This window comes from Steroidobacter cummioxidans, assembly GCF_003104955.1.
Map to the genome: position 1 here is coordinate 24687 of NZ_LSRW01000039.1, position 24216 is coordinate 48902.

A 24216-nucleotide genomic window follows, 5' to 3' on the forward strand; every position below is an offset into this window, starting at 1 on the left:
AGAACACGACCGCCCGCGATGTTTGCAGGCTCAATGCGCAGCGGATGAGCGGTCGCCTTGCTGTTCGCTCGGCGGCGCGTATTCGCCGAGCATCTTGTCCAGGGCGCGACTGACATGCTCCGGCGACTTGGTCCGGCGCGCGAACACGGAATACACCGCTGGCACGGCAAACAGCGTCAGGAACACTGAAACGATGGTGCCGTAGAACACCACGATGCCGATGGGAACGCGCTGCTCGGAACCTGCACCCGTCGCAAACAACAACGGCAACGCACCGAACGCCGTACACAAGCTGGTCATCAACACCGGACGCAGCCGCGTCTCGGCAGCCTTCACGACGGCTTCCATGAACTCCACGCCCTGATCGCGCAACTGATTGGCGAACTCGACGATCAGCACGCCGTTCTTCGCAGCGATACCGATGAGCATGATAACGGCGATCTGACTGAAGATATTGATGGTCCCGCCATATAACTTCAGGCCGAACACCGCGCCCAGCAACGCCAGCGGCACGGTGACCATGATGATGGCCGGGTGCACGAAGCTTTCGAACTGCGCCGCCAGCACCAGGAACACGATCGCCAGCGCAAAGAAGAATGTGAGATACATCTGCTGACCGGTGCGCATGTACTCGCCGGACTCGCCGTCCCACATCACCACCGCTTCCGGCAGCTCGCGAGCCGCGGTCTCGGTGAACCACTGAATCGCCTGGCCCATGGTGTAGCCCGGCGCCAGGTCGGCGCGAACCTCAACCGCGCGCAACCGATTGAAGCGCGGCAACTGCACCGCACCCGCTGTCTCCTCGATGTGCACGACGTTGGAGAGTGGGATCAGCGTGTCACCGCGTGCCGAGCGCACCCGAATGTTGGTGAGATCGGTGATGGTCTCGCGCGCCTCGTCGGCGGCCTGCAGGATGACGTTGTATTCGCGACCGCGATCGACATAGGTCGTGACGATGCGCGAACCCAGCACCGTCTCGAGCGTCCGACCGACCGTTTCCAACGACACGCCCAATTCCGCCGCACGGCTGCGATCCACCGACACGCGCAGCTGCGGCTTGCGCTCCTTGTAACTGTTGTCGATGTTGCGGAAGCCCGGATTCTGGCGCGCCAGGTCCATCATCTTGTTCGACCACTTCGCCAGCGTTTCGTAGTCCGGACCGCCGATCACGGCCTCGAACGGACGGCTCGAGCCGCGGCGGCCCAGGCTGCCGAACTGGTTCGCCATGGCGCGCACACCCGGCATGGTCTTCTGCGCCTCCGCCACGATTGCATCGGCGATTTGCTGGGCCGAGCGACTACGCTTGTGCCAATCGGTCAACATCATGAAGACGCGCGCCGAATTCACGTCACCCGTGCGCGCCGGACCGCCGCCGCCGCTGCCCGGCACACGCAACATGACGTGGTCGATATCGCCGTGCGCCTGCTTATGTTTCATGGCGATGGCTTCGAGCTGCAAGCCGTATTCGTACATGTGAGCGAAGCTGGTTCCTTCTGGCGCTTCGATACTCACGCTGACGCGCCCGGAGTCCGCGGCCGGCGTGAACTCCGTGGGGACTGAACGGAACGTCAGCGCACCGAGCACCATCAGCCCGCCGACAATGCCCATCACCAGCCAGGGCCGGCGGATCAGGGAACGCAGGCGTGCGTCATAGACCTGGGCGAGCCGACGGAAGAAACGATCCACCAGCTGCGCAAACCGATTGCGATGCACTTCGGACTCGGGCAGCTTCGAGGCCAGCATCGGCGTCAACGTCAATGCCACCAGCGCCGAGAACAGCACCGAGGCGGCGAGCGTAAAGCCGAACTCGCTGAACAGGCGACCGATATCGCCGGGCAGGAACGAGATAGGAACGAACACCGCGGCGAGCGTCAGCGTCGTGGCGATGACCGCAAAACCGATCTCATGACTGCCCGTCACCGCAGCCACCAACGGCGGCTCGCCCATCTCGGTGCGTCGATGCACGTTCTCGAGCACGACGATGGCGTCATCCACCACCAGGCCGATGGCCAGCACCAGCCCGAGCAAGGTCAACACATTCGCCGAGTAGCCCATCGCATACATCACCGTGAACGAAGCAATGATGGACACGGGAATGGTCAGGGCCGGAATCAGCGTCGCTCGCAAGCTGCCGAGGAACGCGTAGATCACGGCGAGCACGGCGATGAGCGCGAACACGACGGCGATGACCACCTCGTGCAGCGCTGCTTCGATCGCGATGCCGTTGTCGACGCTGACCTCCAGCGTCGAACCGCGCGGCAACGTGTCTTGCAACTTCTCGATTTCAGCGCGAACGCCGCGCACGATGTCCAGCGTGTTGGCTTTCGACTGCGCCTCGACACCGATCGACACACCGGCCCGGCCATCGAAGCGGGCAGTCGAGCGATCGTTTTCCGCGGCGAGCTGCACCTTCGCCACTTCACCTAAACGAATGAGGTGTCCATCGGAGCTGCGCGCGACGACCAGCTCGCGAAAGTCCTGTTCGCTCTCCAGGCCGACCAGAGTGCGTAGCGTGAACTCCCGGGTCTTCGATTGGATGCGGCCGGCGGGCAACTCGACGTTCTCGCGGCGTAGTGCGCCTTCGACATCGGCGACCGTCAGCTGGCGCGCGGCCAGCGCCTGACGATCCAGCCAGATGCGCATGGAATAGCGGCGGGCACCGTTGATGGCCGCGCGAGCCACGCCCGGCACCGTCGACAGCCGATCGATGAGGTTGCGCTCGGCATAGTCGTTCAGCTCCAGGATCGACATGATGTCGGAGCTGAACATGACGTACATGACAGGATCGGCACTGGCGTCCGCCTTCAGCACCTCCGGCGGATCGGCCTCTTCGGGCAGGTTGCCAAGCACCCGGGCCACGCGATCGCGGACGTCGTTGGCCGCGCCGTCGATGTCGCGATTCACGTCGAACTCGATACGCACCGAGGAGCGCTCGTCCTCGCTGTCGGATTCGATCTTGAGAATGCCCTCGATGCCGGCGATCGAGTCTTCGATGACCTGCGTAATCTTCGTTTCGATGACCGCGGCCGAGGCGCCGGTGTAGGTGGTGGTGATCGACACCACCGGGCGATCGATGTCCGGGTATTCGCGCACCGCCAGGCGCTGCAGCGATACCAGACCGAAGATGATCAGCAGCAGGCTGATGACAGTCGCGAAGACCGGGCGGCGAACCGACAGCTCGGACAGCTTCATGGCTTCAGGAACTCGTCTTCTGCTCGGCCTGCGCCTGGTCGCGCACCGGCCCGCCATCCCGCAGGTTCTGCGTTCCCTCGACCACGACGCGCTCGTGCTCCTGCAATCCATTGACGATCTCGACCACGCCGGGACGACGCTTGCCGAGTTTCACTTCACGACGCGACGCTGCGCCGTTATCGACCACGAACACGAAGGTGCGGCCCTGCTCGGGCACGATCGAGTTCTCCGGCACCAGCAACGCCGGCGACACCTCGCCCTGCAACTTCACCGTCATGAACATGCCGGGACGCAGCTCACCTTTGGGATTGGGCAGCTCGGCGCGCACGGCGATGGAGCGGCTCACCGGATCGACGCGCGAGTCGATCTGACTGACTTTGCCATTGAACTGGCGCCCCGGCAGACCGGCGGTGGCCGCGCTCACCGGCAGATTTTTCTCCAGGGCATACAGATAGGTTTCAGCAACCGTGAAGTCGAGCTTGATGAGCGATGCGTCGTCGAGCGTGGTGATGACCGTGCCCGGACTCACCAGACTGCCGACGCTGACCCGACGAAAGCCGGTCTTGCCATCGAAGCTGGCGCGAATGATGGTGTCCGCGAGGCGCGCCTTCGCCACGTCGACGCGCGCCTGATTGGCCTTCAAGGTCGCTTCGATCAAGTCCAGCTGCGAGACCGACAACGCCTGCTGCGTGTACAGATCGCGACTGCGTTTGAAGTTGTTCTGACTTTCGGCAAACGCAGCTTCGGCCTCCGACAGCGAGGCGCGCGCTTCGGCGCCATCGAGCTCGACGAGGATGTCGCCTTTGCGGACCCGATCGCCTTCCTGGAAACGAATCGCGGTGATGGTGTTGGAAGCTTTGGAAGTGACCTCGACCGACTCGTTGGCGCGGGCGGTGCCGACCGCCTCGATCTCGACACCGAGCGGCTGAACCCTGGCCTCTGCGGTCACCACATCGACGGTCTGCGGCCCGATGGGCTTGCCCGGCCCCGCCGGCTGGCGCGAACAGCCAGCGACCGCGATCAGCAGCATCGCGCACAGGGCCCACTGCGACGGGGCATGCTGGCAGGGGCGTCGATCTGGCATGAAGCTCTGTCCGTTCGTCGTGGAATTCCCGCGGCCATGGTAACCCGGCCCCCAAATGGCTCGAGCTAGCTGATAAACCTTTAATGGTCCGGTTGGGCCAGCGGGAATGTTATGCGGCGAAACGTGACGCGAAGCTGACAACTTGCTGAGCGAGCATCTCGAACTGGGTCTGAATGCGCTCGTCCATACAGACGCCCGCGGCATCGAACAATGGCATCGCGGTATTGAGAGTCACCCCGAGCGGCGTCGGCCAGCCGCGCAGTGCATGCACGATGGTGCGCACCGAAGTCAGTGTCGTTCCGGCACCCTGCCAGCCATATGCCGTCACGATGCAGCCCACCGCCCGGCCATCCAGATACGGCCGGGGCTCGTCCCGCAGATCCTCCAGCAGATCGATGGCGTTCTTCAGCAGCCCGGACATGCCGGCGTGATAGGCGGGCGTCGCGAGAATCAGGCCGTCGGCCTGGCGAACCTGGTCCACGAAGCGCTGTTGTTCCGGCGTTCGCAGCGTTTCTTCGGGGGAGTACAGCGGCAGACAGGCCAGCGCCGTCCCGGGAATCAGCTGCACCTGCGCTCCCAACCGCTCGGCCGCCGCGAGGCAGGCGGCCAGCGCCTTCTCGGTCGACGAGCCGGCCTTGCTGGTACCGCCAATGCCGACGATACGAAGAGGCGGAGCAGAAGGATTCAACATCGAACAGTGAGCTCCAGGAAGAGGAGCCCCACCATAACACCCGACTCTTATTCTTTGTTGGTCACGGCCGCGGCCGGCAGCGTGAAACGGAAAATCGTGCCGCGGCCCTGCTCGCTGTCGACCGTGACCTTGCCGCCATACCGGCGCACGATGCGGGCCACGATCGCAAGTCCGATGCCGACGCCGGGGAATTCAGACGGGCTGTGGAGTCGCTGGAACGGCTCGAACAGGCGTTGCGAGCGTGACATGTCGAAGCCGGCGCCGTTGTCACGCACCGCGAACACGATGCCGCCGGTAGCCTGCCTGCAGCTCACTTCGACCCGCGCATTCGGTATGCGACTGGTGTACTTCCACGCATTGCCGAGCAGATTGCCGAACAGACTCTTCATCAAGCGTGGATCGGCATTGACCACCAGATTGGGCTCGATCACGCATTCGACCTTGTGCCTGGGATATTGCTGGCGCAGATCCTCGACGATGTTCCTCGCCAGCGCGGAAATATCGACCCGCTCGTTCAACAGCTCCTGGCGCGACACGCGCGCCAGCGACAACAGCCCATCGATGATTTCCGAAGAGCGCGTGACGTTGGTTTGAATACGATCGATACGCTGCGTGATCACCTCGGTCATCACGCCGCCCAGATCGTCACGCAGCAGGCCGGCTTGCCCGGCGATCGTTCCCAACGGCGAGCGCAGATCGTGAGAAGCCGACGCCGTGAACGCTTCCAGCTCTTCATTGGTCAGCGCCAGTTGTTGATTCGCTTCCTGCAGCTCATTGGTGCGCGCGGCGACCCGACTCTCCAGCTCGGCATTGAGCTGACCCAGATTGGTGTTGGCCTTCTCGAGCCGATTGACGAAGTGACGCAGCAACGCGGTCAGCGCAAGAAACAAAACGGAAATGCCGACCAGCACGATGGTCAAGCCGCGAGTGCGATCGTGCCACTGCTGCAGAATGGCCTCTTTCTCCCGGCTCGCCGACACGGCCAGACCATAGCCGCCGAGGCGACGGATCGCATAGACCCAGGTGCCCGACGCGAACGGACTGGGCGCTTCGACGAAGCCGCCCTCCGGCGACAACTCGACGCCGCCCCGATAGACATCGGTGTTACGAACATTGATGTGGCCCTTGTAGGCTACGGCCGGCGTCGGCACCCGCAATAACAAATCGCCCGCAGTGGAGGTCACGCTCAAGGCCCCACCACGGATCGCCATCGTTTCGTACAACTGATCGAGCGCGTCGACGCCCAGCAACGCGCCCGCCCACACTGTCGCGCCGGTGCTGTCGACCGTACGAACTGCGATGGGGAATGCGCGCTGCTCCGATGCGATGGGATCTTCGATCGTGCGGCCAATGAAGAAGCTGCGCGTCTCGTCGATAGCCGGCTGAATCCACTGCGGCGGCGTATCGAGCACCTGCGTGTCCCGATTGCGGACGGCTGAAACGAATCTGTTCGGCGTCATCACGAACAGCGCACGCACGTACTCGCCGCTACTGAGCTCACGAGCCAGGAATTGAGCGGCCATGGTCGGCTGGATTTCCGAGACACCGCCGTTGGCGTCGATAGCCAAGGCGGCCGTGCGTGCCGCACCGAGGCTGTCGTTGAGGACCGCCTGCAAATGAACATACATCCCCGAGGCGAGCGCGCGCAGCTCGTGTCGGGCGGCTTCTAAGGTTTCGGCCTTGTCGCTATAGACCCGCCAGGTGGCATAGCTCCACAGTGCCGCAAGAATGAGAACAGCTTGCGCGACCACCGCACGCTTCACGAGCATGGGCAGTGCGCCGTCGATGAATCCTCGCTGATGCGTGCGTCCTGCTACGCGCTGCCAGTTGCCATCCGTCATGAGTTGCCCGTGCGGGATTTTCTTCGCCGCAGCAGTCTCTCACGCTTAGGACCGGACCCGCCACTCAGATCAACCGGTTACCGGTCCCTTCATGCGCTCGCCTCAGCAGGCATTTATCAAGCCTGAGAGAGCGGTCACATATTGGCCCGCGCACGCCCTGCCGAAATCTCGGGATCACGCACGCTGCGCACGATGTGTCCTTTCAGGCCGTAGAACACGATGTAGGCGTAGCAGATGGCCGGCACGAAGAACGATGAGAGCAGGCCAATGGTGTCGGCGAAGTACCCTTGGATCACCGGCACGATGGCACCGCCGACGATGGCCATGCACAGCACGCCCGAGCCTTCGCCGGTGTGACGACCGAGCTTGGCCACGCCGAGCGTGAAGATGGTCGGGAACATGATGGAATTGAACAGACCGATCGCCAGGACCGCCCACATCGCCACTTTGCCGGCCATGCTCATCGCGATCAGCAACAGCACGATGGCGCAGGCCGCGTTGAACGCGAGCACCTGCCCCGGCTTGATCTTGCGAAGGACGGCCGCGCCAATGAACCGGCCGACCATGGCGCCGCCCCAGTACAGCGACAGATAAGTGCCGGCGGTCTTCTCGCTCAGCCCACCCACTTCGGGCTGCGCCATGAAATTCACCAGCAAGCTGCCGATCGCCACTTCGGCGCCCACATACATGAAGATGGCGACCGCGCCGAGCACCAGATGCGAGTGTTTCCAGACGCTCGGCACATCGTGATCGTCAGCGGCCGCAGTGGTCGCATCCGTGCCTTTCACCACTGGCAATTTGAACTGCGAGAACACGATGGCGATCAGGAATAACAAGCCCGCCAACACCAGATACGGGCCCTGCACGGTCTGGATTTCCTTCGCCGTATCCACCGCCGCGCCGGCGCTCACCGCCGCCGTGAGAATGAACACCGAGCCCAGGAATGGGCCGACCGTCGTGCCCAACGAATTGAATGCCTGCGTGAGATTCAGTCGGCTGGCCGCGGTATCGCTCGGCCCGAGGATGGTCACGTAAGGATTGGCCGCGACCTGCAGCAGCGTGATACCGGAAGCCAGTACGAACAACGCCGCCAGGAACAGCGGATACGACTGCATCGACGCTGCGGGGTAGAAGCCCAGGCAGGCCACGCCCGCCGTCGACAACCCGATGATGATGCCCCGCCGGTACCCCAGCTTCTCCACCAGATACCCCGACGGCACCGACATCACGAAGTAGGCGCCGAAGAAACTGAACTGGATCAGCATGGCCTGCACGTAGCTCAACGTGAAAATGGCCTTCAGGTGCGGGATCAGGATGTCGTTCAGCGAGGTAATGAACCCCCACATGAAGAACAACGAGGTCAGCACCACCAGTGCAGGCAAATAGCTCGGCTGTTGGCCGCCATTGGCATTCATTCTGTATATCCCCCGGATTGCTTCCGCTGCTGTCGCGTAAGGTGACAACGTTGTCAGCATGCCAGAGGGATCGACCGGGGAGCAAGCAGGCCGCGGACTTGGTATCGCTAACGCGGCGAATTACTTGCGGGGGTGGGTCGGCCGGGCGGGTGCATCCACTGGTCGCGGCCGGCCAACTGCCCTTCCACGTCGGCGATGAAATCGAGCACCAGCGTGTTGAACCGGTCCGGGTCCTCGAGCATGAGCAGATGGTCCGTGCCTGGCATCTCCCGATGCCGCACGTTCGGCCACAACCTCTGTGCCTCCTTGGCTCCATCTTTGAAGAACACATCCGTCAGCTCGCCGACGATGACGAACAGCGGCTGATGCAGCCTGGTCATGTCCGGGAAGTCGCGGCTGTTCCAGGGACCGATGTGCATCGCCGATCCCGAGTCCGACCGCTGCGGATTCATCGCCACTCGCGGGCTGAACTGATCCGCCATGCGTTGCTGAATGGCATGCAGCTCGGGCCGCGCCTGTGCCACCTTGGTAAACGACGACTTCTTCGCCGCCTCGCGCCCTGCCAGCGCCTGTTCCAACGTCGGCGGCGGACCATTCATCGCCTTGGGCGCGTTCTTGAATGCACTCGCTGCCGGGATCGGCGCCAACGGAATGGTCGCGTCCGCAAAGGTGATGCTCCGAACTTTTTCCGGATACAACTTCAGGAACTGAATGATGATCGCCCCACCCCGCGAGTTCGCCACGAAGTGCGCATCACGAATGCCGAAGTGCATCAGCAGCGCATTCAAATCTTCCGCATGCGCGGTCTCCGAATAGCCGGTGATCGGATCATCCGACATGCCGTGTCCGCGCCGATCGTAAGTCACGATCAGATGATGCTTGCTGAACGGCTCCAGCTGCTTGGTCCACAGCTCGTGCGAATAACCTTCGCCGTGAACAAAAAACACAGGCACACCCGCGCCGGCCAATCGATAAGCAAGCTTGACTCCGTTGACCTGCACGAAGTGCAGCTGCTCGACATCACCCGCAACCGCTCGCGTGTACCCGGGCGGCTTTGCCTTCGACGCCGCGGGAAACACAGGCGAGCTTGCCATCATTGCCGTGGCCAATGCCGCCACGTAACAGAGCTTCGATACCGGCACGTTCACGGGCCTCTCGCGATGCTGTCCGCGGAATCGTTCCGATACACCGTACCGCCCTTCATGATCATCACGATGTTACGAAGCGCCGCAATGTTCTTTAACGGATCCGCGTTGACCGCAAGGATGTCTGCGTACTTGCCTGCTTCGAGCGAACCAATGTCCTGCTGCGCGCGAAGCATGGTCGCCGACTCGATCGTCGCGGACCGCAGTGCTTGCAGCGGTGTCATGCCCGCTTCGACATACGCCTCCGCCTCACGCACCGTCGATGTCGTGCCGTCATTGGGCTCGAACGGCATCTGATCCGTGCCCAGCGCGATCTTCACGCCTTCCTGAATGGCCGCCTTGAGCGACTCCCAATGCTGCTTGCCAACGGACTCGCGCCGTTTGAGATACCACTCGGGCGAGCCAATGCGCTCGAAATATTCTCTGCCGCCCGGATGCGTGACCATGATGGTCGGCACCAGCCAGGTGTTGTTCTTCACCATCTTCTTGAGCACGACGCGGTCGAGCACGTAGCCATGCTCGATGCTGTCGATGCCGGCATCGACGGCCGCGCTGGTCGCCGCCGAAGACCCGGAATGGGCGGCGACTGGAATACCGAAGCGATGCGAGGCGTCGATGACGGCGCGCATTTCATCCGGCGTCATCAACGCCTCGGCGATGCCGCCGCCATCGGTCGCGACACCGCCGGAAATCGCGATCTTGATCCAGTCCTGGCCGTCGGAAATCCTGGCGCGAGCCGTCTTCACCATTTCATACGGACCGTCGTTATACGTGACGCCCGGCTTGCTGCCGTGGCCGGCGGTCATCGTCACGCCACCCGCGGTGAACACTCTGGGACCGGCATAGTCGCCTCGCTTGATCGCTTCTCGAATCGCGACGCCAGTGTTTCCTTCCGAGCCGGTCATTCGGATCGCCGTCACGCCCGCCGCGAGTGACTTGCGTGCATTGACCATCATGCGCAGCGTGAGATCAGCCGTCGTTTCATCGGCCAGCGCGGCTCGATCCTTGCCCGGCAGCTTCAGGCCGAAATGCACGTGCATATTCATCAGGCCGGGAATCAGGTAGGTGCCCGGCATTTGAATCACTTCAGCGCCCGCGGGCACTTGCGTGCGCGCGGCGGGACCGACCGCGGTGATTCGTTCGCCCTCGATGAGGACGACCGCATTCTCGATCGGCGCGCCGCCGTCGATATTCACGACCGTCGCGCCGACAATCGCTTTGGTGGTAGCAGCATGCGCCGCGGGCGCGAACAGTGCAGTCGCCGCGAGCGTCATTGCGATGGCTGGCCAGGATGTTTTCATTGCCATCTCCTCGTCAGTTTCGGGATACGAAATCTGCTGGCCGCTGCTCCCTGAGGTTGGCTACTCCGTGCCTTTAACCTCGGCGGCCTTCTGCGCGAACAACGATTCGCGCACCAGCGCCGGCGGAATGGAGCCGACGTTCAACAATCGGTCATAGAGCTCGCTCGGCGGATTGGGCTCACCGTACTGCTCGATGTAATCGGCGCGGATCTGCTCGATCTCCTGCATGCCGATCAGATAGCCGAGCACATAAGTCGGCCGCTCGATGTACATGTTCACGTCGAGCCCGGCCGCGTAGCGATCGAAACGCACCTTGTCGGAGAGGAAAGTCACCGCATCGTCGAAGCTCATGCGGCCGGTGTGCAAGCTCACGTCGAGGATCACGCGCGCCGCACGCCACAGGCGATTGCGAAGCTGAGTGAGCCGCACGTCATCGCCTTGCAGGAAGCCTTGCTCGAACATCATCTCTTCGGTGAAGAGCCCCCATCCTTCAGACATGATCGACTCGCGCACGACCTTGCGAAGCAGCCGCGGATTGCGTTGACGCTTCAGGCCATCGACATGGTGGCCGGGATACGCCTCGTGCGCGGCGATGATGGGAATCCACGCCGTGTGATGCGAACGCAGCCGATCCTCGCGTTGCTTTGCCGTCATCCAGTCCTCGATGGGCGTGAGCACCAGCTTGCCCTCGAGCTCCTTGCCAAACGCATCGACCGACTGGAACGTGCCGAACGGCGAAGAGCGCCGCATGGCCGGAGGCGTATCGATCGTGATTACGCGCTCGCCCGGCGGCAACGTAACGATGTGCTTCTCGATCACAAACGCTTTGGCGGCATCGATCTTGGCTTGGTACGCCTGTTTGATGCCGTCCGCCGTCGGATGGTCGTTCTTGATCTTCTCGTAGACCTCGGTCCAATGCCTGGCCTTGGGGTCGATACGTTGCGCAACTTCCTGGGCCAGAGCCTCGGTTTCTGCGAATGCCTTCTGGCCACGAGCAAGAATGGTCTCGGCATCGGCGTCCATCATCCAGCGGTGCTGCAAAACGTAGTCGTAGTTTTCTTTGCCGAATACCCACGAGCCGGTGGAACGCGGCAACAGATCGTCCTTCAAAAACTTCAAATAATCATCGAGCGCTGCGAGCGCCGTCTTGGTCGCCACGCTCAGCGGCTCCTTGGCATCGCCCGCCTGTGCTGCCAACGTCGGCGCACTATCACGCAGCAGCTTGATCGTACCTTCGGTCTTGAAGACCGCCGACTCGGTGAACGTGCGCGGTGGTGTCTTCAAATTGGTTCGGGCGTGATCGAGTCGTGTCGGCACGTCCTTCAGCACCGCAGTCAGTGACGCCGCGCGCTCCTGCGGTGTGCCGGGCGCTGTCGGTTCGAGTCCGCGACCGATCTCGGGTGCAGGCACATACAACGCTGGATCGTTCTCCCAGATGCGACGCGCTGCGGCCGTGTTGATCGACGACTCCAGCAAACCGATCATCAGACGCCGATCGATGTCCTCGTCGAGCGACAGGCCGTCTTTGCTCACTTGCTGTACTTGCTCCAGCAGCTGGCGTCGGACCTCGATCTCCTTTTCAAACGCGGCGGCTGACACATCGCGCAGGCCACCCATCTCCTCCTCTTCAGGCCTTTCGATCTGCGCGTACTGCTGAATGAGTGGCTCGAGCGCGGCCGCGGAGGCTGACGGGCCAGACGCCGCCGCTGGCGGCGCTGCCTCTTTGCGTGAGCAGCCGGTCAGGGCGCTCAGTGCAAGCGAGACGCCGACCAACCATGCCAAGCGAGTCGAGTAGCTGCGTGTCATATGAAAATCTGCGGCCGACCGATAGATGCGTCGAGTTTACTTCTTCGCCACCACCTGAAAAGCCCGACCATCGGCAAGCGCGAAGGTCTTACCGTCGAACGTTGCTTTGAGATTCGCATCGCGACGATTGGTGGCCTTCGCGGGCGTCGCTTCCGCCCACCGAATGACCTGCAGATCGTAGGCAGTGCCGTTGCGTTTGAACTTGCCGTAACCCGTCACGACGGCCTGCTCATCTCCCGCCACGAGCACAAAATGATCGTCGACCAACGCGAGCACGCCATTCTGCAACCTATAGATGTCGCCCCGCGCGGGACCGATGCGCTTGAATTTCTGCACCGTGCCCGAACCGAACACAATGGTCATCGTCTCGCCGGCGCGATCGACGGAGATGTCGTGTTCGGTGTCGCGACGAAACTTCAGCGCGGGATCTTTGCCGGGCGCAGTGCTGATCGTCTGCTCGGCAGTCATGTGGATGCCTTTCGGGCCGGCGCCGAAGGGTCCGGCATGCGCCATGGCACCCTGAGTGTCGAACGGCTCGCCAGCGAAGATGGATTGCTGAGCGAACAAGCCGTCCTTGTAGAGAATGACGCCGGTGAGCGGCATCATCTGGCCGGTGCCGCCGGCCTGCAAGCTGGTGTAAGCCCACAAACCTTCCGCAGCTTTGACCGCCTCCGCGCCGTCGGCCTGCGCGTTGGTCATTGCCAGCGAAGTCAGCAGCCAACCCAAAGCAAACAAACGTCGCCAACGTCGGTGCATAGGCCCCTCGTCTCATTCGTTGCCCGCCTCGATTCGTCGCGAGGCCATCAGACAGTGCTGCAACGATGATCCGAATACAATTACACCGGCTGCGCGCGTTCGTTGCCTCAGCCGCAACGTCCACGCACGAGTGTGGCGAGAGGCACCGGCTTCACTGGCGCTTGTGCCTGAAATGGGCCGACTTCGTTCGGCTGTACGCCGCGCGTCTGGGCAATCACTCGTGCGACGTTGTCGCCGCACATTCGGCCCTGGCACAGGCCCATGCCGACTCTTGTCAGCAGCTTGGCGGCGTCCGCCGAGAGGACGTGTTTGTTATCTGTGAGCGCCTGTCGCAGCTCGCCACATTCGATGGACTCGCAGCGACATAGGATGGTGTCGTCGCTCATGGTTTGCAGCGCGAGCGCCGCAGGCGGTCGTGCTAGCTGCTGAAGGACGGCAGCGAAGTTTTGCAAATGCGACAAGCGAGTCCTCGCGGTCGCGGCTAGATTGTTGGCCTGGTTGTCATCCACGCGACCGAGCGAGCGCAGAATTCCCACCGCGGCGATACGACCTTTTTCCAATGCCGCGTCGGCGCCTTCGACGCCGGTGATCTCGCCAGCCAGGAATAGATTTTTGACGCTCGCTTCGAACCAGTCGTTGTGACGAGCCAGCCAGCCGCCGGCGTGATCCTTCCAATGCACCTCGGCGCCGGCCTGTCGCGCGAGCTCGGATGAAGCAAGAAAGCCGTGACAGATACCAATGCGATCGCACTCGAAGGCCTGGGTTTGGTGATGATCGATCCTGCCGCTGGGATCAATCGCCGCGATCGTGGCCCGCTCTACGGCGGCAGCACCTTCCGCGCGCACGATGGTGTGGCCGAAGATGACGGGCACGCGGGCTCGCCGAAGCCGACGCAAGATGTGGGCCGTTTCCAGTAGCTGGCGATGGTGCCTGAGTGCAACGAGCGGGTGTCGCAACATGAGCGAGGCTTGTTGCATCCGTTGAGTGAAGACCACCGCAGCGACCTGAGCACCGGCGCTGAGCAGTTGATCCGCGACGACAAGCTGCAATGGATGGCTGCCCGCGAGCACGAAACGGTCGCCGGGTACGAATTGCTGGCTCTTCACGAAGCCCTGAATGGCCCCAGCTCCCATCACGCCGGGCAACGTCCAGCCAGGGAAGGCTAGCGGGCGCTCGTAACAGCCCGGCGCGAGCAGCACCGCGTTTGCGCGCAGCAAGTAACAACCAGATGGCCCTTGAACCCACAGCTCGTGCGTCCGCGGCCCAGCTCGATACGGCGACGGCCGCATGATCCCAAGTACGGTCGATTGAAACCGCCAATCGATATCCTGCCGCTCGTCAACCGCCTGAAGCGCACCCTTCACGCGATCGTACAGCCTTGCTGGCAGCCATCGCTCGACAGCGAAACGCTTCGGCGGCTGACGGAGGATCTGCCCGCCGGCGCGCGGTTGTTCATCGATGATGGTCACCGACACGCCGTGCTCGCGAAGCAACGCCGCGGCGGCGAGACCGGACGGGCCGGCGCCGACAATGGCAACGTCGCACGTCGCGTCGAGAGCTTTTTGTTCGTTGGCAGCCATCAATTATCTTCCGGCACCACCACACGCATTCCGGCACGCACCGGCGTCAAGCACGCGCGAACGCGCGATGAAACATTCGCCCCCTCCTCCTCCACCTCGACCATGCAGTCGAAACAAATGCCCATATTGCAAAAGGGTGTGCGCAGCCGCCCAAAGCTATCTCGCGACATCGTCAGCACGCCGGCAGCCATCAGCGCCGTCAAGATGGATTCGCCTTCGTAGGTTTCAACTGGCCGATCATTGACGAAAATATTGATCGGCGCCGGCCGCGCGACACCCAGCGTGATCCGTTTGCTCATGCCTGGGCTCTCACACCGACGCCATGAAATTATTGATGTGACTGAACCGCGCCGGGCTATACAAATCGATACTCACCGACGGCCGCCCATCCAATATCAGCTCACTCACCAGCCGCGCATACGTCGGCCCGTGGGTAAACGCAGCGCCGCCGGCAGCGACGAAGAACCCCGGCGCTTCCGGCACCGCGCCGAGCAGCGGCATTTGATCGGTCGTGATCCCGGTAATCCCCGTCCACGAGCGCAACAAGTGTAAGCTGCCAATCGACGGCACCAGCCGGGCAGCGAGCGATAAATTCGCCATCACATTCTCGACCACCGGCTCGACACGCCGCTGCGTGTTCATCGCCGAGCCGTCGTACGAAAAGCGACTCGGCCAACCGCCCCCCACCAAAATATTTCCTGCCGCCACCTGCTTCAGCGTCAGCCGCTGGCTCGCGTGCTGCACGAGGTGGGGAATCAAAGGCGCCGCGCGCTCGATGACATTCATCGACAAGGGCACCGCAAAGATCGGCAAATGCAAATGCGCGAGCGCGCCAATCTCACCCGCCCACGCACCGGCGGCGTTGAGCACCGCTGCCGCCATCACTTCCTGAATGCGCCCCTCACGATCCACCAAAGGAACCATCCACTCCGCGCCATCACGCAAGAGCGCTGTCACGCGAGTCTGCGATCGAATGGTCGCCCCCAATGCTTCCGCGCGACGAGCAAACGCCGGCGCGACCAGCCGGGGATTCGCATGTCCTTCATGCGGAAAGTGGCCAGCCGCGATGACGCTGTCAGCCAGATACGGCGCAATCCGCCGCACCTCGGACGCCGACAGCAGCTGGGAAGCCAGTCCCCATTTCTCCTGCAGTGCCTGCCTCCTTTCCAGCAAGCTCACATCGGCATCCGACTCAGCCACGATCAGGCCGCCATGCATGCCGACTTCCAGATCGGTCTGCAGCTCGGCCTGCAGTCCGCGCCAGTCCTCGAGCGCCACCAGGCTCAGCGGAATAATTTGTGCGAATTGCGCAGCCAGCTCATCGCCGTAGCGGATCAGGCGGTATTCGAGTTGGAAATGCAGCGACCCGGCATTGCGGCCGGACGCCTCGCGATTCAGATCGCCCTGCTCGACCAACAGAACGCCAACCCCGCGCCGGGCCAGGTAATACGCGGCCGCGCAGCCCACCAGGCCGCCACCGAGTACCACCACATTGACGCGCATCATTTTTCTTCAGGGCTCCGCGCCGACCGTCCGGCCAATTGCTGGGAATATCTTGGACCCGCCGCAGCGGTCAATTCGTTGTTTGGAAAAATTTGTTGCGCCGACCGCAACACAGTCAACATAAACCGGCCTGCGGCGGCCCCAAAGCGCGACTGCCGCCCAGGTGGGAGCTGATTGAATCCGGGCTCGACCTCAACATAGACTGGACTTCGTTGCGTTTACTGCAAGTATCCGGGAGAACGCATGCACGGGGAAATTCGACTGCGCTATTTGTACGAGGCAGCGCGGCTCGGGACGATGCGGGCGGCCAGCGATGAGCTGAACGTCGCCACCTCATCCATCAGCCGGCAGATCGCCGCGCTCGAGAAGGAACTGGGCATGCGGTTGATCGAAGGCGGACGCCGCAAGATCAAGCTGACCGAGGCAGGCAACGCCGCCTTTGCTTACTACCGTGAGATGCAGGCTCACGAAGAGGTGTTCCTGTCGCGGGTCGCCGAGTTGCGAAGCATCCGCACCGGCACCATCAACCTCGCGGTCGGCGAGGCCTTCATCAGCGATGCATTCAGTGAGGTCCTGCAGGATTTCATGCGTCGTTATCCAGGGCTGACGGTGCGTGTGAAAATGAGCGGCACCAACGATGCGGTTGCCCTGGTGCGCGAGGACGAGGCCCACTTCGGTCTCATCTTCGACGTGCCCAAAGATCCAAAGGTCCGCGCGCGCCTCACGCTGTCGCAGCCATTGAAGGCCATCGTGCATCCCAAGCACGAGCTGGCCGGCCGTAAGAGCGTGAAGCTGGGCGAGCTGAAAAAGTACAGTATCGGCTTGCCGGAAGACTCGTTCCGCATCCGACAGATCGTGCGCGAGGCCGAGCACGCCGAAGCCGTGTTTCTCGAGCCCGGCCTGATCGCCAATTCGATGATGCTGCTGAAAGACTTTGCCAAGTGCGGCCGCGGTCTGACGTTCCTGCCGGAGTTCCTGGCACAGCCGCAGTTGAGCGAAGGCAAGCTGATTGCGATTCCGATCGAAAACCCGGTGATGAACTCGACCCGTATCAGTCTGATCACGCGCACCGGCCGGCAAGTGCCGAATGGCGTGTATCGTTTGATGCTGCGGATCGAAGCGCACCTGAAGAGCTTGATCGCGCCCGCTGGCTGATACAACAACGCGAGCTTCGTGAAGACGCCGCTCGCTCGAGCCGAGCGGCGCTGACACCGTGAAAAAAATTCCCAACTTGCGCTGGGTGATCGTGCTGTTGCTGTTCGCGGCTACAGCGATCAGCTATGTCGACCGTCAGGTGTTGACGGTGCTCGCGCCGACGCTGCGCGATCAACTGCAGATCAGCAACACCGGTTACGCATCGATTCTCACGGCGTTCCTGCTCGCGTACACGTTCATGCAGCCAATCACTGGCTGGCTGATCGATCGCGTCGGCACGCGGCTGGGCTTTGCTCTGATCATGGCGTGGTGGTCGATTGCCGCCGGCTTGCACGCGATGGCCAGCAGCGTCGCATCCTTTGCTGTGTTTCGGTTTTTGCTGGGTGCTGGAGAAGCCGGCAGCTGGGCCGCGTGCGTCAAGGCTGTTTCCGAGTGGTTCCCGCAGAAAGAGCGCGGCTTCGCAACTGGGCTATGGAGCGCCGGCGTGAGCGCGGGACTCGTGATCTCGGTGCCCATCGTCGCGTGGATCAATCTCACATTGGGCTGGCGCTGGGCCTTCATTCTCACCGGCCTGGTCGGCCTGGTGTGGCTCGTGGCTTGGCTGTGGCTCTATCGCTTGCCTCACGCGCATCCAGCCGTCACGAACGAAGAGCTGCGCCATATCAGTGAGAACGCGGCGCCCGTCGAGCAAGTCCAGCGCACACCGTATGTCGCTCTGCTTCGATCGCGCAATGTGTGGGCCGTGATCGGCGCGCGTGTGCTCGCCGATCCGTGGGTCTGGTTCTATTACTTCTGGATTCCCGAATATCTGACCCGCAGCGCCGGCTTCACAGCCGCCGATATTGGCAAGTACGCGTGGATTCCCTTTGCCGCGCAGGGCCTGGGCATCGTGCTCGGAGGCGCATTGTCAGATGTACTGTGTCGTCGAGGAATGCGCGTGATTCCCGCGCGACTCACCGTGATGCTGATCGGAATGTTGCTAATGACCGGCGGCATCGCTGCGGCCTTCGAACTGAGCATCGCCATCGTTTTCGCGGGCATCAGCACCGCAATGTTCGGCTTCGGATTGTGGGCGCCAAACATGATGTCGTTGTGCGCCGATGCGTTTCCGCGAGACTCGGTGGGCTCGGTCGTGGGGTTGGGCGGAATGGGCGCCGGAGCCGGTGGCATGGTGTTCACCATGGCCACCGGCTGGACACTCGATCATTATGGTTACGCACCGGTGTTCATTGCAGCCGGTGCTATTCCCCTGTTGGCCTTCGGGGTGCTTTTTACTCTCCTAGAGAGACCGAAAGCAAGTGCAACGACGCTGGCGGACCCGAGCGCTCCAGCGTGACGACCCCATCGCGTTCAACGACAACGCAGGACTTTGAGAATGAATCGCACTGAGCCGGGCAGCAAAGCCTCAGGCTCATCTACTCCGGGACTGCAGCGATCGCTTCGATTTCCACTAGAAAATCCGGCAGCGCGAGTGCCGCCACACCGATGAAAGTATTCGGCGGCGGCGTGGCGCCACCGAAGAACGCACCGACTTCGCCGAGCACCGGGCCGAGCTTGTCGGGTGTGTGATTTACAACGTACGTGCGGATCCGAACGATGTCCGCCGGCGTGCAGCCCGCAGCCTTCAACACCGCTTTGAGATTCGCTAGCGCCTGGCGCGTCTGCGCAGCCAGGTCGGAGCCGCCGACCACATTGCCCTGTGCATCCCAAGCCACTTGCCCCGCGAGGTGCAGCGTCTTGCCTCCCGTCTGCAGGGTGGCATGCGAGAACCCGTAGCGCACGCTGTCGTAGAGCTCGGGCGGATTGATACGTTCGACGCTCATAGTGATCTCCTTCAATCGACCAGCTCGAATTGATGACCCCACGGATCCGCGACGTAAATGTTCTTCTTGCCTGCGAGCGGCCCGGCATCCATCGCGATGGTCTCGAGTACCTTGCAGCCTTTTTGTGCAAGCCAGGCCGCGGCAGCTTCGACGTCCTCGACCAGCAAAGCGATGTGATGCCCACCGAGATCGCAATTGCGCGGCATGACCTGCCTGCGATCGCTTGGCTTGTCGTATTGAACCAGCTGCACTTTCAAATTTGGCGCGAGCTGCAACATGGCCAGCGTGAGCTTCGCGCCCTGCACGCCGACGTGCGCCTCCATCCAATCCTTGCCATCCGGGCCGGCCGGAATATCCGCGGCGTCGATCGGCCCGATCTGAAACAACACGCTGGCGCCGAAGGCGTCCGTGTAGAACGCGATGGCTGCTTCAATGTCGGGCACCGTGCGAGAAACGTGATCGACAGCGAGCAAGCGAGGGCGGGCGGCCATGGCGGACTCCAACGACTGATGTTTGTTTCTATCCCGGGTCAGTGCGAGCTATGCGCTGACTTTGCCGAGCTGAATCAATGTCTCTCTCACGACGCGCACGCCTTCAGGCTCCAGTGGCAACAACGGACGCCGCGGATACCCGCCCGGCAATCCGAGCTCGTTCAACGCCGCCTTGAAGATAGCCTGCGCCGAGCCGAAGCGCCCTGTGTAATCGGTGTTGAACCACGCGCGCATCAGCACCTCGTTTCTATCGCCGAGCTTGCGTGCACGCGGAATGTCGTTGTCCCAGATCGCATTGAAATAGTCAGGCAGCTCGCGGCCGAGCACCGCTCCCGCCCCCATTGTGCCGTCGGCGCCCTGTTGCACGAGCAGGATGCCCAGGTCATTCATCGGCACGCCGAACACACGCACTTTATCTTTCAACGCGAAGAACACATCGACGAAATGACGCAGGTCGGCCGTCGAGTTCTTGATCGCGACCACATTCGACAGCTCGGCAATCTGTTGCAACAGCCCGAGCGGCATATCGACATTGGTGCCCGGCGGCCAGTTGTAGACGCAGATCGGCAACGACACCAGATCGTTGACCTCGCGATAGAACGCGAGAATCTCACGATCGGTCGGCACCATGTACGGTGGCGGCGTGACCAGAATGCCGTTGAAGCCATGATCGGCGGCGAGCCTGGCGTGCGCCGCGACTTCCTGCGACGTGTAGCCGCTGCACCCGGCGATCAGCGGGATCTTGCCGCTGAGCTTGCGACCGACGGCCTGCATCAGCTGCTTGCGCTCGGCTTGATTGATCGTGAACCACTCGCCCTGCGTGCCGCCGATGATGATGCCGTGCATGCCCTCGCGATGCAGCCACCCCAACAACCGGTCCAGGGCGTCGAGATCGAGCGCTCCGTCGCCAGTAAACGGGGTCGTGATCGCCGGAATGTAGCCCCGCCACTGGACCGAATGCCTGTCCATACTCTGACCTTTTAGACTTCGACGCCTGACACGCTAAAAAGAATGCCGGGCCGGTTCAATATCCTCGCGCGCGCCATTACGTTGCGTTCACGGCAACGGCTGGTCGTACCGCACCACCTGACCGCCTTTCATCACGAAGCTGATGGTCCGCAGCGCGGCGATGTTCTGCGTGGGATTCTCGTTCACTGCGATGATATCGGCGTAATGACCGGGCTTGAGCGAGCCCACCTCTTTGTCCATCTCGAGCATGGTTGCTGGCTTGAGCGTCGCGGCCTGCAATGCCTGCAGCGGCGTCATGCCGGCCGTTACATAAAGCTCCGCCTCACGCACCGTCGCGGTGGTGCCCGCATTGGGCTCGAACGGAAATTGATCGGTGCCGAGCGCGATGTTCACGCCGAGTTTCACCGCTGTCTGCAGCATCTTCAGATGATCGACGCGCGTGCTCTTCACTCTCTCCAGATACCACGGCGGCGAGCCAATCTTGCGGAAGAACTCCATCGCTCCTTCGTCGGTCACGACCGCAGTGGGCACCAGCCACGCGCCTCTGGCTTTCATCGTACGCAGCTGCTTCTCGGTCAGGTGATACGCGTGCTCGAAACAATCGATGCCGAGCGCCAACGCTTCGTCCGCCGCGACCGGCGAGCCATTGTGCGCCGTCACCTTCGCTCCATTGCGATGCGCGACTTCGATGACCGTTTTCATCTCCTCGTGCGTCATGGTCGACGCCGCGATGCTGCCGTGAGAATCGGAGATACCGCCCGAGATCGCAACCTTGATCCACGTCGCACCGTTCTTGATCTGCTGGCGCACCGCCTTCGACAACTCGGCGGTACCGTCGGCTTCGAGAAAGCCGTGCCCGCCCGTGGTCGCGATGATCTCGCCAGCTGTTTGTATCCGAGGTCCGAGCGCCGTACCACCGTCGATGGCCGCTTTCAGCGCAAAATCACTGCCGCGCTCTTCGCCGACCAGACGCACAGTCGTGACGCCTGCATACAATGATTGCCGCGCGTTCTCTGCCATACGCAGCACCAGCTGCATGTCCGTCTCGTTCTCGAGCGCCGCGCCCGCCGGCCCCGGCAGCTTCAAGCCGAAGTGGGTGTGCATATTTAACAAGCCGGGCGCGAGCCATTTGCCATCCATGCGGATTTTCTGCACGTCCGCCGGCAAGCTCACCGAGGACGCCGGGCCGATCGACTTGATCCGATCGCCTTCGATGACCACGACCGCATCCGGAATCACCGAGCCATCTTCGACATTCACGACCGACGCACCCACAATGGCAATCGCGCCCGCCTGCGGCGCGGCCTGCGTGAACACCGCCGTGGGCACGGCCAGTGACACGGTGGGAACGAGCGACGCCTTCAGCAACAGCACAGCCAGCAGCGTCGAACGCTTACACCATCGCCCCATGATCGTCTTCTCCTGGCCCGAGCCACCGTGGTTGTGGCCCTATCATCGAAGCCGCCGCCACCGCAGGTCAATCTGCAAGCCGCCCGAAGTTCGTTGCATTGAGCGCAACGACACCGCGGCCCGCGATGCATTGAACCCACCTTGCGTCGCCTGCAAGCTCGAACGCGCCTGACAAAAACCCGCGGGTGAACATGGGCGCGCGACACTGGTCCTCGAATCTGCTGTTCCTGATCATCGCCATCGGCACCGAGGCGGGCATCGCCAACGTCTGGAAGTTCAGCTACCTGGCCGGCGCCAACGGCGGCGGACTGTTCGTGGCGCTGTACTTCTTCGCGCTGTTCCTGATCGCAATCCCGGCACTGATGGCCGAGATGCTGATCGGCCGCCACGGCGGCAAGAGCGTCGTCGGCACCATGAATGTGCTGGTCACACGCGACGGCATCGCCCCATTCTGGAAATCCTTCGGGGCACTGGCGACCGCCAGCGTGATCCTGATCCTCAGCTACTACTTCGTGATCTGCGGCTGGATGCTGGACTACTTCGTCTTCGGCGTCCGCGGCGGCTTCAAGAACATCGACTCCGCCGGCGCGGCCGCGGCGTTCCAACAGATGCTGTCCAGCCCGGCGCGCATGCTGCTGTTCTCGGGAATCATCATCGCGACAACGGCGGTTGTGATTGCACGGGGGATCAACAAAGGCATCGAGCGTGTATCGGGTGTGCTGACGCCGCTGCGCTTCGTAATTCTGTTCGTGCTGCTGATCTACTCGGCGATCTTCGCAGACTTCGGCCAGGCGGCGAGCTTCCTGTTCAGCCTCGACTGGAGCAAGCTCACCGCGGGCGTCGTGGTCACAGCGTTCGGGCAGGCGTTCTTTTCGCTGGGCATCGGTGTGGGCGTCATGATGATGATGGGCGCCTACATGAAGCGCGAATATTCCATCACTCGCGCAGTGTTCACTGTCGCGTTTGCACAGGGCCTGGTGGCGCTGATCGCGGGCCTGTCGATTTTTCCGCTGGTGTTTACATATGGACTGGAACCGACGCAGGGACCGGGGCTGATCTTTGTCACGCTGCCGGTGGCATTCGGCCAGATGCCCTATGGGCAGATCTTCGGCACGCTGCTGTTCCTGCTGCTGTCGTTCGCGGCGCTGACGGCGACGATCGTGATTCAGGAACCGATCGTGGCGGCGCTGGAGGAATACACCAACTGGTCCCGACCGACGCTGGCTTACTCCACCGGCTTCATCATCTGGCTGATGGATTCGTGACGGTGCTGTCGTTCAACCATTGGAGCGATGTGCATCCGTTGCAATGGCTGGGCATCGAATCGACGCGCACACCCTTCGAGGTGCTCGACTATCTGACATCGAATTTGATGATGCCGCTCGGAGGGTTGATGGTAGCTCTGATCGCGGGGTGGGCATTGTCGCGGTCAGCGGTAAGGGACGAGCTTGGGTTGGGAGATGGGACGGGCTTCAAGTTGTGGTACGCGGCGACGCGCTATTTGGTGCCGGTGGCGATATTGGTGATCTTTTATTCGGTGGTTTAGGTCGGGTCGCTTCGCGTTGGAGATGAGAGGCGTCGGTGGCTCGGCGGTGGCTGTCGGGGGTCTCGGGAAACTCGCGAGCGTCTTCACTGTTGGTGGGCTGTGCGTCGATGGCTGCCGCATGATTTGGGCAGTGGCTGCTTCACCGGCGGTGTCGCTCGCCCTTAACGCGCTAGCGCGCTGCGAGCTGCAACGCGTGGCGGCGGAGGTACTGCGAGCGTGCAACGGTTTGCTCGAATGGCGTCAGGCTTAGCGTCACGGTGCTTGCGAACTTCCCGAGACCCCCGACAGCCACCGCCCCGAAATCACGGCTGCAACGTCGCCAGAGCGGCCGCGCTTTAGCGCGGCCGCAACTGCCGTTGCGACAACGATCAGCCTCAAACTCACAACTAACGGTTGGTGGTCGGAGCAGAGTCACGCGCGAAGCCGCTGTGACGTTTCGGCGTCGACGGGAGCGACCTACCTCCGCCCGGCAGCTTTGCGGCACATGGACGGGGCCGCAACAGCAGGG

The 24216-nt window shown here is 62.5% G+C and carries 20 protein-coding genes; 4 read left to right on the forward strand and 16 right to left on the reverse strand.

Features of this window, described 5'->3' with window-relative positions:
• Positions 1–30: 30 nt before the first annotated feature.
• The 12 genes from D0550_RS18910 to D0550_RS18965 all read right to left on the reverse strand — a co-directional run bounded on the left by D0550_RS18910 (position 31) and on the right by D0550_RS18965 (position 16317).
• Entirely contained in the window at positions 31–3192 is a 3162-nt protein-coding gene (locus D0550_RS18910; RefSeq protein ID WP_116810757.1) for an efflux RND transporter permease subunit, read from the reverse strand.
• A gap of 4 nt (positions 3193–3196) precedes the next feature.
• Positions 3197–4276: an efflux RND transporter periplasmic adaptor subunit gene (locus D0550_RS18915; RefSeq protein WP_161965924.1), complete on the reverse strand. Its 1080-nt coding sequence runs from the start codon at positions 4274–4276 to the stop codon at positions 3197–3199.
• 109 nt (positions 4277–4385) lie between these two features.
• Entirely contained in the window at positions 4386–4967 is a 582-nt protein-coding gene (locus D0550_RS18920; protein ID WP_116810759.1) for an NADPH-dependent FMN reductase, read from the reverse strand.
• 47 nt (positions 4968–5014) lie between these two features.
• A complete protein-coding gene (locus D0550_RS18925; RefSeq protein WP_116810760.1) occupies positions 5015–6808 on the reverse strand; it encodes a sensor histidine kinase in 1794 nt (597 codons plus the stop codon).
• Positions 6809–6942: 134 nt separating this feature from the next.
• Positions 6943–8223, reverse strand: a complete 1281-nt coding sequence (locus D0550_RS18930; protein WP_116810761.1) for a sugar MFS transporter — start codon at positions 8221–8223, stop codon at positions 6943–6945.
• A gap of 107 nt (positions 8224–8330) precedes the next feature.
• Entirely contained in the window at positions 8331–9371 is a 1041-nt protein-coding gene (locus tag D0550_RS18935) for an alpha/beta fold hydrolase (protein WP_116810762.1), read from the reverse strand.
• Positions 9368–10669, reverse strand: a complete 1302-nt coding sequence (locus D0550_RS18940; RefSeq protein ID WP_116810763.1) for an amidohydrolase family protein — start codon at positions 10667–10669, stop codon at positions 9368–9370. The genes D0550_RS18935 and D0550_RS18940 overlap by 4 nt, the downstream gene beginning before the upstream one ends.
• Before the next feature lie 60 nt (positions 10670–10729).
• Positions 10730–12475 (reverse strand): DUF885 domain-containing protein, encoded by a 1746-nt coding sequence (locus D0550_RS18945; RefSeq protein WP_116810764.1) that lies wholly within the window; start codon positions 12473–12475, stop codon positions 10730–10732.
• Positions 12476–12511: 36 nt separating this feature from the next.
• The gene (locus tag D0550_RS18950; protein ID WP_116810765.1) at positions 12512–13231 is read right to left on the reverse strand and encodes a hypothetical protein; all 720 of its coding nucleotides are present in this window, start codon (positions 13229–13231) and stop codon (positions 12512–12514) included.
• Positions 13232–13338: 107 nt separating this feature from the next.
• Positions 13339–14811 (reverse strand): NAD(P)/FAD-dependent oxidoreductase, encoded by a 1473-nt coding sequence (locus D0550_RS18955; RefSeq protein WP_116810766.1) that lies wholly within the window; start codon positions 14809–14811, stop codon positions 13339–13341.
• Positions 14811–15110, reverse strand: coding sequence for a (2Fe-2S)-binding protein (locus D0550_RS18960; protein ID WP_116810767.1), 300 nt, complete (start codon positions 15108–15110; stop codon positions 14811–14813). The genes D0550_RS18955 and D0550_RS18960 overlap by 1 nt, the downstream gene beginning before the upstream one ends.
• A gap of 10 nt (positions 15111–15120) precedes the next feature.
• Complete coding sequence (locus tag D0550_RS18965) at positions 15121–16317, reverse strand: NAD(P)/FAD-dependent oxidoreductase (protein WP_116810768.1); 1197 nt, start codon at positions 16315–16317, stop codon at positions 15121–15123.
• Between the two features lie 240 nt (positions 16318–16557).
• Between D0550_RS18965 and D0550_RS18970 the strand changes: the two genes are divergently transcribed.
• Together D0550_RS18970 and D0550_RS18975 are read left to right on the forward strand one after the other, a co-directional pair.
• The gene (locus D0550_RS18970; RefSeq protein ID WP_116810769.1) at positions 16558–17469 is read left to right on the forward strand and encodes a LysR family transcriptional regulator; all 912 of its coding nucleotides are present in this window, start codon (positions 16558–16560) and stop codon (positions 17467–17469) included.
• Positions 17470–17527: 58 nt separating this feature from the next.
• Positions 17528–18805, forward strand: coding sequence for an MFS transporter (locus tag D0550_RS18975; RefSeq protein WP_116810770.1), 1278 nt, complete (start codon positions 17528–17530; stop codon positions 18803–18805).
• A 79-nt stretch (positions 18806–18884) separates the two neighbouring features.
• Here the strand turns inward: D0550_RS18975 and D0550_RS18980 are convergent, their stop codons facing one another.
• The 4 genes from D0550_RS18980 to D0550_RS18995 form a co-directional block, all read right to left on the reverse strand.
• Complete coding sequence (locus D0550_RS18980; protein ID WP_116810771.1) at positions 18885–19292, reverse strand: RidA family protein; 408 nt, start codon at positions 19290–19292, stop codon at positions 18885–18887.
• 11 nt (positions 19293–19303) lie between these two features.
• Positions 19304–19783 carry a VOC family protein gene (locus tag D0550_RS18985; protein WP_116810772.1) on the reverse strand — a complete coding sequence of 160 codons (480 nt, stop codon included), beginning with the start codon at positions 19781–19783 and terminating at the stop codon, positions 19304–19306.
• Positions 19784–19831: 48 nt separating this feature from the next.
• The gene (locus tag D0550_RS18990) at positions 19832–20752 is read right to left on the reverse strand and encodes a dihydrodipicolinate synthase family protein (protein ID WP_116810773.1); all 921 of its coding nucleotides are present in this window, start codon (positions 20750–20752) and stop codon (positions 19832–19834) included.
• Between the two features lie 87 nt (positions 20753–20839).
• A complete protein-coding gene (locus tag D0550_RS18995) occupies positions 20840–22162 on the reverse strand; it encodes an amidohydrolase family protein (RefSeq protein WP_116810774.1) in 1323 nt (440 codons plus the stop codon).
• Between the two features lie 191 nt (positions 22163–22353).
• Here D0550_RS18995 and D0550_RS19000 point away from each other — a divergent pair, with 191 nt between their 5' ends.
• Together D0550_RS19000 and D0550_RS19005 are read left to right on the forward strand one after the other, a co-directional pair.
• Positions 22354–23427 (forward strand): sodium-dependent transporter, encoded by a 1074-nt coding sequence (locus D0550_RS19000; RefSeq protein ID WP_116810775.1) that lies wholly within the window; start codon positions 22354–22356, stop codon positions 23425–23427.
• Complete coding sequence (locus tag D0550_RS19005) at positions 23424–23708, forward strand: hypothetical protein (RefSeq protein ID WP_116810776.1); 285 nt, start codon at positions 23424–23426, stop codon at positions 23706–23708. Before D0550_RS19000 ends, D0550_RS19005 begins: the two co-directional genes overlap by 4 nt.
• Positions 23709–24216: the final 508 nt, after the last annotated feature.